9 protein-coding genes are annotated in these 13,460 nt (G+C 68.9%); 7 read left to right on the top strand and 2 right to left on the bottom strand.

The features are described from left to right. Together RUR49_RS21340 and RUR49_RS21335 are read left to right on the top strand one after the other, a co-directional pair. Nucleotides 1-435: hypothetical protein (locus tag RUR49_RS21340; protein ID WP_409148448.1), on the top strand; the 435-nt coding region annotated here is incomplete at its 5' end. A gap of 228 nt (nucleotides 436-663) precedes the next feature. Next, nucleotides 664-1,221, top strand: coding sequence for a methylated-DNA--[protein]-cysteine S-methyltransferase (locus tag RUR49_RS21335; RefSeq protein ID WP_409148447.1), 558 nt, complete (start codon nucleotides 664-666; stop codon nucleotides 1,219-1,221). Nucleotides 1,222-1,306: 85 nt separating this feature from the next. Here RUR49_RS21335 and RUR49_RS21330 read toward each other — a convergent pair whose 3' ends face one another. Continuing rightward, on the bottom strand, nucleotides 1,307-2,017 hold the full coding sequence (locus tag RUR49_RS21330; protein ID WP_409148446.1) for an ROK family protein: 711 nt from the start codon (nucleotides 2,015-2,017) through the stop codon (nucleotides 1,307-1,309). A 38-nt stretch (nucleotides 2,018-2,055) separates the two neighbouring features. Beyond that, the gene (locus RUR49_RS21325; protein ID WP_409148445.1) at nucleotides 2,056-4,500 is read right to left on the bottom strand and encodes a glucan 1,4-alpha-glucosidase; all 2,445 of its coding nucleotides are present in this window, start codon (nucleotides 4,498-4,500) and stop codon (nucleotides 2,056-2,058) included. A gap of 441 nt (nucleotides 4,501-4,941) precedes the next feature. Here RUR49_RS21325 and tkt point away from each other — a divergent pair, with 441 nt between their 5' ends. The 5 genes from tkt to RUR49_RS21300 all read left to right on the top strand — a co-directional run bounded on the left by tkt (nucleotide 4,942) and on the right by RUR49_RS21300 (nucleotide 13,455). Then, nucleotides 4,942-7,068 carry a transketolase gene (gene tkt / locus RUR49_RS21320; RefSeq protein WP_409148444.1) on the top strand — a complete coding sequence of 709 codons (2,127 nt, stop codon included), beginning with the start codon at nucleotides 4,942-4,944 and terminating at the stop codon, nucleotides 7,066-7,068. Nucleotides 7,069-7,104: 36 nt separating this feature from the next. Next, a complete protein-coding gene (locus RUR49_RS21315) occupies nucleotides 7,105-9,984 on the top strand; it encodes a bifunctional transaldolase/phosoglucose isomerase (RefSeq protein ID WP_409148443.1) in 2,880 nt (959 codons plus the stop codon). 81 nt (nucleotides 9,985-10,065) lie between these two features. Continuing rightward, nucleotides 10,066-11,049, top strand: coding sequence for a phosphogluconate dehydrogenase (NAD(+)-dependent, decarboxylating) (gnd, locus tag RUR49_RS21310; RefSeq protein WP_409148442.1), 984 nt, complete (start codon nucleotides 10,066-10,068; stop codon nucleotides 11,047-11,049). A gap of 37 nt (nucleotides 11,050-11,086) precedes the next feature. Beyond that, complete coding sequence (gene zwf / locus RUR49_RS21305; protein WP_409148441.1) at nucleotides 11,087-12,613, top strand: glucose-6-phosphate dehydrogenase; 1,527 nt, start codon at nucleotides 11,087-11,089, stop codon at nucleotides 12,611-12,613. After that, nucleotides 12,610-13,455, top strand: a complete 846-nt coding sequence (locus RUR49_RS21300) for an HAD family hydrolase (RefSeq protein ID WP_409148440.1) — start codon at nucleotides 12,610-12,612, stop codon at nucleotides 13,453-13,455. The genes zwf and RUR49_RS21300 overlap by 4 nt, the downstream gene beginning before the upstream one ends. Nucleotides 13,456-13,460 lie beyond the last annotated feature (5 nt).

Genomic DNA, 13,460 nt, shown 5'->3' with positions numbered 1-13,460 from the left:
GTCAAGATAAAATACGCTTCCGCAGTAAAATTTGATCATTCGCGCACGTCGTTCCTGTGGCTACGCTCGAGTTACAAGAAAAACGGCAAGTACTATGAGATTTCTGGATACAACGTGGTTGCATACACCCAGACTCAGGGCGACCCTTACCTATCTGTCGAAATCAACAGGGTCAAGAATCTGGTACTTGGCGGAAGTCGCAAATCTGACACCACTACGCTCTGCACCTCTTCGTCGTTCAGTCCGCGTTTCAAAGATCCAGAACTGACAGTGGAGTCAAAAGGGGACGAAATAAAGATTTTGCATCAGGGGAAATTGATCTGCTCCGCTAAAGATAAAACTTTCAAGCGTGGCTATGTCGGGTTCTCCGCCGCAAACCAATGGGGTACCAACGTGACATCAATTCAAAGCGCTACGTTTTCCTGGCCGAAATAGTTCGACCGCAAAATTCTGTGGACTGTAGCGGAGGCGGATCGCTCCCGAAGTTCAGCGTATCGCCTGCCTGGCTCGTTTGCGGCTGCCGCGCCCGCTCGGCGTTGTCTTGCCGCTCCCGTTCCGTCCGCCGCGCCGCGATCGCCGGTCCGGCAGAGCCGGAATGCCGGTGGGGGCGGCGCCACACGAGCAGTAGCGCGGCAGCAGCTCTTGCCGTGCTAGACTTCGCTGATGATCGCGGCGTCCCATCTCATCTTCGACACCGCCCTCGGGCGGTGCGGCATCGCCTGGCGAGGGACGCGCGTCGTGGCGACGAGCTTGCCGGAGGGGGATGACGCTCACGTTCTGTCGGCGCTCGCCCGGCGGGCCGGAGAGACGGCCGCGGGGGAGCCGCCGGCGCCGGTCGCCGCCGGGGTCGCGGCGATCCGGCGGCTACTCGCCGGTGCGGCCGAGAGCTTCAATTTCCTCGACCTCGACCTCGACGGCGTGGCGGAGTTCGACCGGCGGGTCTATGCCGTCGCGCTCGCCATACCGGTGGGTGAGACGCGGACCTACGGCGAGGTTGCGCGGGCGATCGGCGAGCCCGATGCGGCGCGCGCCGTCGGGCGGGCGCTCGGCGCCAACCCCTTCCCGATCGTCGTGCCCTGCCACCGGGTGCTCGCGGCGGGCGGGGCAATCGGCGGCTTCTCGGCACCGGGCGGCATCGCGACGAAGCGGCGGCTGCTCGCGATCGAATCGGCGCACGCGCCGCTGCCGCTGTTTGCCGCCTCCGGCGGCGGCACCGGCTGACGACTGCCAACGGCGTCACCGTTCTTTTCGACGAGAAGACATGGCCCGGCGCAGCGCGCCGGTCCGTGGCCTGCGTGATCGCCCGTCAGACCGCTTTCGGGGCCCGCCAGAGGGCCGCGCCGCCTTCGAGGCCCGCCTCGTTGGAGGCGATCGACACGTTCGGCGGCAGATCGCCCTGGACGTGCTTGGAATTGCCGCCGCCGAGATAGAGGTGGTCGTAGTGGAGCAGCACGAAGAGGATTTCGATCATCTTGTGGACGCGCTTGCTCCAGTGCTTCTTGCCGGCCTCGTCCATCGCCGCCCGGCCGAGCCACTCATCGTAGGTCTTATCCTCGTGGATCGGATGGTGGGCGAGCTCCATGTGCGCCATCAGCTCGCCGTTGCGGAAGAGGGCGGTGCCGCAGCCGGTGCCGAGCGTCACGACGAGCTCGATCCCCTCGCCCTTGATGATGCCGAAGCCCTGCATCTCGGCGTCGTTGATCATCCGGGCTGGATGGCCGCCGAGCTTCGCCGACACCGCTTCGGTGAGGGCGAACCCCGCCCAGTCGTCGGTGCCGAGATTGGGCGCCGTCAGCACCTTGCCCTCACGCACGACGCCGGGGAAGCCGATGGAGATGCGGTCGAAGGCCGGCAGCGGCGCCACGAGGCCGGCGAGCGTCTCGACGAACAGCGCCGGCGGGCACGGGTGCGGCGTCGGCACGCGGGCGCGCTCGCTGAGGAGCTTGCCGGTGTCGTCGATCACCGCGGCCTTGAGGCCCGTGCCGCCGACGTCGATGGCGAGAATTCCAGCGCTCAACTGCGCCTCCCTGTTGGTTGGAGTGTCCGGCGGACCGATCAGTCGTTGGCCGTCTTGGTGGCGATGCCCTCGGCGCCATCGATGGTGACGACGAAGTCCTCGTTCTCCCACTCGCCCGTCGAGGCCCAGCAGAAGGTGAAGCGGACGTGCGTGCCGCGCGGCAGCTCGCCGACCGGCAGGTCGACGAGGTGCACGCCGAAGCTGTTCGTGACCGTCGGCATGTCGTTCTCGGTCGTCCACTCGTCGGTCGTCCAGCGCACGGAGGCTGCGTCCGGCACCTCGATGCGCAGGCGCTTGCCCATCGGCAGCGAGCGGCGCTTCTGGTTGAAGCGCCAGACGCGCACCGGCGAGGTGACCTTGCGCACCTGGTAGCGCTCGACCGGCTGCGGCGGCATGTCGAAGACCTGGCCTTCGCGCAGCGAGCGCAGGAGCTTGATGTGCTCCGAGTGGGCCCAGACCAGCGGCATGGCGCTGCCGGAGGGCTTGCCGCGGAAGAGCTCGCGCCCGGGGATGTCATCGCCGTCCCAGACCTGCTCGGGCAACATCCCACCCGCGCCGGCCGACTTCTCGAGCGTCTCCAGCAGCGCCGCGGCAGCGGCGGTGCGGCCGGCGGCGAGCTCGTAGTGGGCGCGCTCGCCGGCAAGCAGCGGCCACGGCCGGCCGATGCCGGTGCCGTTGAAGGCGCGGCCGTCCTCCTGCTCGCCGTAGCCGTCGCCGTTGTAGCGGTACCAGAGCGGCCCTTGCGGCAGGTCGATCTTCAGCATGGCGTCGATCGCCTTCACCGTGTCGACCATGCGCGGATCGTCGGCGGCGCGCAGGCCGAAGCGCACCAGCGCCAGCGCGTCGGGGCTGATCAGGCAGGAGGCGCGCTGCTCCATGTCGCTCGGCGGCCGGTTCTTCACCGGCACGAAGCCGTCGAGCGGCGAGGCGGCATCCGAGGTCTCGGGCGGAGCGATGCGCACATAGTAGCCGGAGATGCCGAGTTGCTCGGCGAGCGGGGTGCCGGTCGCGAACGTCCAGAACTCGATCTCGTCGTTCCAGGTGTCGGCGGTCTCGCGCAGACAGTTCGCGGCGTCGGCCTTGCCGGCGATCTCGAGAATATCGGCTGCGGCCAACAGGCCGGCGATCTCCACGGCCAAGGTGAACGGCGAGTAGCCCGCGTCCTCCTCCCAGCGGTCCTGGCCGGTCACCGGGCCGTTCTGGACGATATAGGCGGCGGCGCGCTCAACCATCGGCACGAAGCGGGCGAGGTCGTCCTTGGAGAGATGGCCGCCGCGGCAGAGCATGTCGGCGAGCAGGATCGGGAAGGCGCACTCGTCCATCTGCACGCCCTCCCAGTAGGGCATGCCGTCGAGCCAGACGTTCTGCGACCAGTGGCCGTCGGCCTCCTGGATCGCCATCAGGTAGCCGAGGATCGCCTTGGCGTCGTCGATCGCGCCGGCGGCGAGGAAACCACCCGCCGTCTCGACGAGATCGCGCGGCCAGACGAGGTGGTAGCCGCCGAGGTCCTCGTCGCCCTTGCTGAAGCCCCAGGGGATCGACAGGCTGGCGATGGTCGCGCCCGGGAAGGCCGGCGAGCGGTGCACGGCGAGCACGGCGGCGCTGACGCGGTACTGGTCCATGTTCTTCTTGTCGGAGGGCCGGTCGAGCGGCACGAGATTGCGCTGCCACTCGCGCCAGGCGGCGACATAGTCGCGCTGCGCGGCCTCGAAGCCGTCCTGGAGGCTGGCGAGCGCCCGGTAGCCCGCCTCCTCTGCGCGGCCGCCGAAGCCGAGCGAGATCACCGCCCGGCCACCGCCCGCCTTGAGATCGATCTCTCCCGTCAGCGCGACATTGCCGTGTTCCGCCCGCTGGTAGCGCTCGTCGAGTGCGCCGTGGTGCGCCAGGGCCTGCCAGCCGTCGGAGAAGCCGACAAAACCGGCCGAGCGCGACGGCCACGGCACCGACGAGGCGATCGCCAGCGAGATGCCGCGCCGCCCGGAGGCGAACAGCATCGGCGTGCCCTTGTAGTCGCCAACCCAGGCGGTGTTCTGGGCGCCGGCGTTGACGAGGTGGGGCGAGGCGAGGAGGTAGAGCCGGTAGTCGTCGATCGAGCCGACCAGCGCCTCGAACGTCACCTCCTGCAGCAGCGTCTCCCGGTGCGGATCGGTGATGATCACCTTGGTGATGCGGTAGCGCCCGTCACGGGCGGTGTTGGTGAGCCGGAAGGCCGGCGTGCCCTCCTCCAGCAGCGCCACCTCATGGTCGGCGTCGCGCTTCTCCTCGGAGAAGTAGCCGTCCGGCCCCGTGACGAGGAAGCCGAGGTCGCGGGTGCACGCCATGTCGACGCGCGGATAGTAGATCTCGTTCAGAATGCCGTGACTGATCGTGAACCAGATCCGGCTCGCCGCCGTCATTGCCGTGCCGACGCCGCTCTTGGCGCTGGACGTCCAGCGGGGCGAGAGGCCGGGAGCGCCCGGGGGCGTGATCGCAGTGCCGTCCAAGTGGTCGTCTCCCCTCGCGTGCGGTCGCCGGGCGCGCGGCGCGTTCGTCGCATTCCGACCGATACCCTAGCCTGCGGCGCAAATGCGTGCACGACCCACCCGGTCTTTCTTCCTCAGTGGGTTGGATCAACCTAAACGCTTTTTCATGCTTCGGCCCGTGACGGGCGGGCGGTCCCGCTGTAGGGTCTGGCATCCCTCGTGTGACCGGAGGCTGCTGGACTCGCGTTCATCGTTACGGTGCAAGTTTCGATATCGGTCGCGTCGGCGGCGCCGCACGGGCGGGCCGGAACGCCGGACGCGACGCCAGCACGGGTGTCCCCCCGCCACCTGCCGTTCCTTCGTTGGCCCACAGTTCATTCGGGCGTCACGAGACATCTCTTCTCTGGTCCCGGCGCCGTTGCGGCCTGGGACCGGCAGCCAAACCCGCAGTGAGGATGACCCATGAGTTCGACGGAACGGACACCGGGGGGCGCTGACGCGGCGTCCGCGCACCTGCGGGGCACGGGCTCCGCGCAGACCGTTTCCGACATCGACAGCCTCGCCATCAACACCATCCGCACGCTTGCTATGGATGCCGTGCAGCAGGCGAACTCCGGCCACCCCGGCACGCCGATGGCGATGGCCCCGGTCGCCTACACGCTCTGGCAGCAGTTCCTGCGCTTCGACCCGGCCGACCCGATCTGGCCGAACCGCGACCGCTTCGTCCTCTCGGCGGGCCACGCCTCGACGCTGCTCTACGCGCTCTTGCACCTCGCCGGCGTGAAGTCGGTCAACAGCCAGTACGAGCGCCTCGGCGAGCCGTCGGTGACGCTCGACGACCTCAAGCACTTCCGCCAGCTCGGCTCGAAGTGCCCGGGCCACCCGGAATACCACCTCACCTCGGGCGTCGAGACCACCACCGGTCCGCTCGGCCAGGGCGTCGCCACCAGCGTCGGCATGGCGATCGCCGAGCGCTGGCTCGCCGAGCGCTACAACAAGCCCGACTTCAAGCTGTTCGATTATCGCGTCTACGCGCTCGGCGGCGACGGCTGCATGATGGAAGGCATCTCCAGCGAGGCCGCCTCGCTGGCGGGCCACCTGAAGCTGTCGAACCTCGTGTGGATCTACGATTCCAACCGCATCACCATCGAGGGCCACACCTCGCTCGCCTTCAGCGAGGACGTCGCCGCCCGCTTCCTCGCCTATGGCTGGAACGTGCTGCGCGTCGGCGACGCCAACGACTGCGAGCGCCTGGCCGCGGCCTTCGACAGCGCCCAGCACGTCGACGACCGGCCGACGATGATCATCGTCGAGAGCCATATCGGCTACGGCGCCCCGAACAAGCAGGACACCAGCGCCGCCCACGGCGAGCCGCTCGGCGAGGAGGAGATCCGCCTCGCCAAGAAGAGCTACGGCTGGCCCGAGGACGCGAAGTTCCTGGTGCCCGACGGCGTCTATCAGCGCTTCGCCGAGAAGATGGGCAAGCGCGGCCACGACCAGCGCGCCGCCTGGGAGGAACTCTTCGCCCGCTACAAGGCGGCCCATCCGGAACTCGCCGCCGAGATCGAGGCGATGCAGGCGCGCAAGCTGCCCGCCGGCTGGGACAGCGCCATCCCGACCTTCCCGGCAGACGAAAAGGGCATGGCCGGCCGCGACGCCTCGGCGAAGGTGCAGAACGCCATCGCCCCGCATCTGCCCTGGCTCGTCGGCGGTGCCGCCGACCTCGCCCCCTCGACGAAGACGCGCTTCACCTTCGACGGCGCCGGCGACTTCGAGGCCGGGTCTTATGGCGGCCGCAACTTCCACTTCGGCATCCGCGAGCACGCCATGGGGGCGATCTGCAACGGCATGTCGCTGTCGAAGCTGCGCTCGTTCGGCTCCGGCTTCCTGATCTTCTCCGACTACATGAAGCCGGCGATCCGCCTCTCGGCGCTGATGGAGCTGCCGGTCATCTACGTCTTCACCCACGATTCGATCGGCGTCGGCGAGGACGGCCCCACCCACCAGCCGGTCGAGCAGTTGATCGGCCTGCGCTCGATCCCGGGTCTTCTCGTCTTCCGCCCGGCCGATGCCAACGAGGTGGCCGAGACGTGGCGGACGATGCTGTCGCTGCGCCACGAGCCGGCCTGCATCGTGCTGTCGCGCCAGGCCCTGCCGACGGTCGACCGCACGAAGTACGCGTCCGCCACCGGCGTCGCCCGCGGCGCTTACATCCTGGCCGACAGCGAGGGCGGCGAGCCTGAGGTCATCCTGATGGCGACCGGCAGCGAGGTGCAGCTCTGCGTCGGCGCCCACGAGGCGCTGAAGGCCGAGGGCATCCGCTCGCGCGTCGTCTCGATGCCGTCGTGGGAGCTCTTCGAGAAGCAGGACGAGGCCTACCGCCACGAGGTCCTGCCCCCGCACATTACTGCCCGCGTCTCGGTCGAGCAGGCCTCCACCCTCGGGTGGGACCGCTATGTCGGACTGTCGGGTGCCAAGATCGGCATGCACACCTTCGGCGCCTCCGCACCGCTGAAGGCGCTGTTGACCGAATTCGGATTCACGCCGGAGCGCGTGCTCGCAGCCGCGCGCGCCCAGGCCGGCCGCTAAGTCGCCGGCCGACAGATCGAACGGGAGCGAATTGCCTTGACCGAACAGTCCTCCACCCCCAAGGCCGGAAAGAACCCGCTGGTTGAGCTCGCCGACTACGGCCAGTCGCCGTGGCTGGACTTCGTCCGGCGCAGCCACATCGAGAGCGGCGCGCTGAAGAAGATGGTCGATGAGGACGGCCTGAAGGGCGTCACCTCGAACCCGTCGATCTTCGAGAAGGCGATCGGTGGCAGCAAGGACTATGACGGCGCCTTTGCCGAGCTCGAGGGCAAGGGCGACGTCGACGCCTTCGGCATCTTCGACGTGCTGGCGATCGCCGACATCAAGGCGGCCGCCGACGTGCTGCGCCCCGTCTATGACGCCACCGACGGCGTCGACGGCTACATCAGCCTCGAGGTCTCCCCCTACCTCGCCGACACCACCGACGAGACGATCGCCGAGGCGCGGCGCCTGTGGAAGGCCGTCGACAAGCCGAACCTGATGGTGAAGGTGCCCGGCACGTCCGCCGGCGTCCCCGCCATCCGCACGCTGATCGGCGACGGCATCAACATCAACGTGACGCTGCTGTTCTCCCAGGAGGCCTATGCGGCCGTCGCCGACGCCTATCTCGACGGCCTCGAGGCCTTCAAGGCGAAGGGCGGCGATGTCTCGCGGGTGGCGAGCGTCGCGAGCTTCTTCATCAGCCGCATCGACTCGGCCGTCGACCACGCCATCGACGCGAAGATCGCGGCGAAGGACGAGAACGCCGAGGCGCTCGCCGGCCTGAAGGGCAAGGTGGCGATCGCCAACGCCAAGCTCGCCTACCAGCACTTCATCAAGCTGAGCGAGGGCAACCGCTTCAAGGCGCTCGCCGCCGACGGCGCGCGGCCGCAGCGCCTGCTGTGGGCGAGCACCGGCACCAAGAACCCGGCCTATCCGGACACCCTCTATGTCGAGGACCTGATCGGCCGCGAGACCGTCAACACCATGCCGCCGGCCACGATGGACGCCTTCCGCGACCACGGAAAGGCCGCCGAGGCGCTGACCGTCGACGTCGACGCGGCGCGCAAAGTCCTGGATGATCTCAAGCGCTTCGGTATCGATCTTGATGCAATCACGCAGGAACTGCTGCGCGATGGCGTGACGCTGTTCGCCGATGCCTTCGACAGCCTGCTGTCGACGGTCGCGAAGCGCCGCGTCGAGTTCCTGGGCCCGCGCCTCGACGGCCAGACCCACTCCCTGCCCGCCGATATGGCTCCGCTGGTCAAGGCGGAGCTCGACACCGCCCGCAAGGGCGGCGCGATCCGGCGGCTGTGGGCGCGCGACTCCTCGCTGTGGACCGGCGCGGACGAGAACCAGTGGCTCGCCTGGCTCGGCATCACCGGCGCGGACGCGAAGGAACTTCCCGCCCTCGTCGACTTCCAGAAGGATGTGAAGGCCGCGGGCTTCACCCACGCCCTGCTGCTCGGCATGGGCGGCTCCAGCCTCGGCCCGGAGGTGCTGGCGAAGACCTTCGGCAAGCAGGCCGGCTTCCCCGAGCTGCTGGTGCTCGACTCCACCGATCCGGCCCAGATCGCCACCTTCCAGGCGAAGATCGACCCGGCGAAGACGCTGTTCATCGTCTCCTCGAAGTCGGGCGGCACGCTCGAGCCGAACATCCTCAAGGAGTATTTCTTCGACCTCACGGTGAAGGCGGTCGGCGCGGAGAAGGCCGGCGCGCACTTCGTCGCCGTCACCGACCCCGGCTCGCACATGCAGAAGGTGGCCGAGGGCGACAAGTTCCGGAAGATCTTCTACGGCGATCCCGGCATCGGCGGCCGCTATTCGGTGCTGTCGAACTTCGGCATGGTGCCGGCGGCGGTGATGGGGCTCGACCTCAAGCGCTTCCTCGACGCCACCGACATCATGGTGCGCGCCTGCGCCGCCTCCGTGCCGCCGGCCGACAATCCCGGCGCCACGCTCGGCGCCATCCTCGGCGTCGGTGCGGTCAACGGCCGCGACAAGGTGACGATCGTCGCTTCCCCCGGCATCGCCGACGTCGGCGCCTGGATGGAGCAGCTGCTGGCGGAATCGACCGGCAAGGTCGGCAAGGGCATCGTGCCGGTCGACAGCGAGCCGCTCGGCGCGCCGGCCGTCTACGGCAAGGACCGCATCTTCGCCTATCTCCGCCTCGAAGGCGGCGCCGACGCCGCCCAGGACGCGGCCGTCAAGGCGCTCGAAGAGGCCGGCCAGCCGGTGGTGCGCATCACCGTGAGCGAGCCCTACCAGATCGGCCAGGAGTTCTTCCGCTGGGAGATCGCCACCGCTCTCGCCGGCGCGATCATCGGCATCGACGCCTTCAACCAGCCCGACGTCGAGGCGAGCAAGATCGAGACGAAGAAGCTCACCGACGCCTACGAAAAGACCGGCACCCTGCCCCCGGAGGCGCCGTTCTTCGAGGCCGAGGGGATCAAGCTGTTCGCTGACGCCCGCAACGCCGGCGAGATCGAGAAGGCGGCCTCCGAGAAGACCCTCGACGCCTACATCGCCGCCCACCTCGCCCGCCTCGGGGCCGGCGACTATGCGGCGCTGCTCGCCTACATCGAGCGCAACGCCGCCCACACCGAGGCACTGACAAAGCTGCGGACCGTCATTCGCGACGCCCGCAAGGTGGCGACCTGCGTCGGCTTCGGCCCGCGCTTCCTGCACTCGACGGGCCAGGCCTACAAGGGCGGGCCGAACTCCGGCGTGTTCCTGCAGATCACCGCCGACGACGCCAAAGACCTCGCGGTGCCGGGCCACACGTATGGCTTCAGCATCGTCAAGCAGGCGCAGGCCCGCGGTGACTTCGACGTGCTGGCCGAGCGCGGCCGGCGGGCGCTGCGCGTCCACCTCGGCAGCGACGTCGGCGCCGGGCTCGCCCGCATCGCCACCGCCGTCGAGCGCGCCCTCGGCTGAGGTCCTCCGAGGCCCCTGCCCCATCAAGATCCGGCGGCCGGAGTGCACCGGCCGCCGCCAACCCTTCCGGGAGAGACGAGAATGCAGCTTGGAATCGTCGGCCTCGGCCGCATGGGCGGCAACATCGCCCGCCGCCTGACCCGCGCCGGTCACACCTGCGTCGTGTGGGACCGCAACGACGCGGCCGTGAAGGAGCTCGCCGGCGAGGGCTGCGTCGGGGCGTCCGGCCTCGAGGACATGGTCTCGAAGCTCGACGCGCCGCGCGCGGTCTGGGTGATGCTGCCGGCCGGCGCGCCGACCGAGGACACGGTCGCCGCCTTCGCCAAGCTGATGGCCTCGGGCGATACGATCATCGACGGCGGCAACAGCTTCTACAAGGACGACATCCGTCGCGCCGAGGGGCTGCGCGAGAAGGGCCTGCACTATGTCGACGTCGGCACGTCCGGCGGCGTCTGGGGCCTGGAGCGCGGCTACTGCATGATGATCGGCGGCGACAAGGAAGCCGTCGACCGCCTCGACCCGATCTTCGACACGCTCGCCCCCGGCCTCGGCGACATCCCGCGCACCCCCGGCCGCGAGGGCCTCGATACCCGCGCCGAGCGCGGCTACATCCACGCCGGCCCGCCCGGCGCCGGCCACTTCGTCAAGATGGTCCACAACGGCATCGAGTACGGCCTGATGCAGGCCTATGCCGAGGGCTTCGACATTCTGCGCAACAAGGACTCGAAGGAGCTGCCGGAGAACGAGCGCTACTCGCTCGACCTCACCGACATCTCCGAGGTCTGGCGGCGCGGCAGCGTCATCTCCTCCTGGCTGCTCGACCTCTCCGCCATGGCGCTGGTCGAGAACCCGACGCTGTCGGAGTACACCGGCTCGGTCGCCGATTCCGGCGAGGGCCGCTGGACGGTGATGGCGGCGGTCGAGGAGGCGGTGTCGGCGGAAGTGCTGACGGCGTCGCTCTATGCGCGCTTCCGCTCGCGCCAGGAACACACCTTCGGCGAGAAGCTGCTGTCGGCCATGCGCTTCAAGTTCGGCGGCCACGTCGAGCGGCCGACGGGCGGCTGATCCCATGAACGATCAGGTGACGCTCGGGCATGCGAGGATGCCCTCTGACGCCGCGCCGGCCCCGCCGGCGACGATGTTCATCTTCGGCGCCTCGGGCGACCTGACGAAGCGCCTGTTGATGCCGGCGATCTACAACCTCGCCTTCGAGGGGGTGCTCGATCCCGAGTTCCAGATCATCGGCGTCGACCACATCGCCCGCTCCGAGGACGACTACCGGGCGTTCCTGACGGAGTCGGTGCGTGACCTGATCGCGCGCAGCACCGACGGCTCCGCCTCGATCGACGAGGAGGTGTGGTCGTGGCTGATCAGCCGCATCGGCTACGTCGCCGGTGATTTCGACGACCCGGCCACCTACGAGACCCTGAAGTCGCGCATCACGCCGCGGGCGGACGGCTCGACCAACGCGGTGTTCTACCTCGCCGTGGCGCCGCGCTTCTTCGGCTCGATCCCGGAGAAGCTCGCCGCCGGGGGGCTGCTCGAGGAGGGCGAGAAGTCCTTCCGCCGCATCGTCATCGAGAAGCCGTTCGGCAACGACCTCGCCTCTGCGAAGGCGCTGAACGCCCACCTGCTCGGCGCCGCCGAAGAGCACCAGCTGTTCCGCATCGACCATTTCCTCGGCAAGGAGACGGTGCAGAACATCATGAGCCTGCGCTTCGCCAACGGCATCTTCGAGCCGATCTGGCGGCGCGAGTACATCGAGCACGTGCAGATCACCGCCGCCGAGACGGTTGGCGTCGAGACGCGCGGCAAGTTCTACGACGCCACCGGCGCGCTCCGCGACATGGTGCCGAACCACATGTTCCAGCTCCTCGCGACCACCGCGATGGAGCCGCCGAACTCCTTCGACGCCGACGCCATCCGCACCGAGAAGGCGAAGGCGATCGAGGCGATCCGCATCCAGTCGCCCGGCGAGGCGGCGAACTGGGCGGTGCGCGGCCAGTACACCGCCGGCTCCGTACTGGGCAAACAGGTCGCCGACTACCGCGCCGAGCCGGACGTCGATCCGCACAGCCTCACCGAGACCTACGTCGCCATGAAGTGCATGGTCGACAACTGGCGCTGGTCGGGCGTGCCCTTCTACATTCGAACCGGCAAGGCGCTGACGACGCGGCGCACCGAGATCGCCATCCAGTTCAAGCGGGCGCCGGGCGTTCTGTTCGGCAACCCGTCGGCGGGCGGACTGACGCCGAACATGCTGGTCATCCACGTCCAGCCCGACGAGGGCATCTCGCTGCGCTTCGCCGCCAAGGTGCCGGGGCGACGGGTGCGGCTGTCGGAGGTCGACATGGACTTCCGCTACAAGGACTATTTCCAGGCGCAGCCCTCCACCGGCTACGAGACACTGATCTACGACTGCCTGATCGGCGACGCGACGCTGTTCCAGCGCGCCGACAACATCGAGGCCGGCTGGGCCGCGGTGCAGCCGCTGCTCGACGCCTGGCGGGCCCGCATCGGCGACCTCAACCCCTATGCCGCCGGCGGCAGCGGGCCACAGGCCGCGCATGCCCTGATCGGCCGGGACGGCTACTCGTGGCTGCCGCTTTCGGGAGCACCATTGCGGTGACCGAAGCTGCGAACGGCAACGCCGAACTGCCCGCGCGCATCTCGCTCGTCGTCTCGGACGTCGACGGCACCCTCGTCGATCCGACGAAGGCGCTGAGGCTCGAGACGATCGCCGCGGCGCACCGGCTGCGCGACGCCGGCATCGCGCTCGGCATCGTCTCGAGCCGGCCGCCGCGCGGCGTCAAGCCGCTCGCAGACCAGCTCGGCCTCGATGTCTTCGGCGGTTTCAACGGGGGCTCGCTCGTTCACTCCGACCTCACGCCCATCGAGGCGCATGTGCTGCCGCTCGCGGCGGCACAAACCACGGTCCGCGTGCTCGGCGAGAACGGTGCGGAAATCTGGGTGTTCGCCGACGGCGAGTGGATCATCACCGACCCCGACGGCGAGTACGTGCCGCTCGAGCGCCACACGGTGCAGTTCGAGCCCACCATCGTCGCGGCCTTCGGCGACGAGCTCGCCCGCGTCGGCAAGATCGTAGCCGCCTCCAGCGACCACGCCATGCTCGACCGGGTGGAGGTGGAACTGCGCGCCCTTCTCGGCGACCAGGCCTCGGTGGTGCGCTCGCAGGAATACTACGTCGACATCTCCCACCCGACCGCCGACAAGGGCCACGCCGTGCGTGGCTTCGCCCACTATTTCGGCGTGCCGCTGTCGGAGATCGCGGTGATCGGCGACATGCCGAACGACCTGCCGATGTTCGACGTCGGCGCGCTGAAGATCGCCATGGGCAACAGCCGCCCCGAAGTGAAGTCGCGCGCCGACGTGATCACCGGCTCGAACGACGGCGACGGCTGGGCGCAGGCGATGGACCGCTTCGTCATCCCCCGCGCCCCGAAGGGCTGAGGCGC

It is taken from the genome of Pseudoxanthobacter sp. M-2, from assembly GCF_046156265.1.
Classification (GTDB): Bacteria; Pseudomonadota; Alphaproteobacteria; order Rhizobiales; family Segnochrobactraceae; genus CAMDHY01.
The sequence above is the reverse complement of the archived record's forward strand: the minus strand, read 5'-3'. Positions and strand labels throughout refer to the sequence as shown.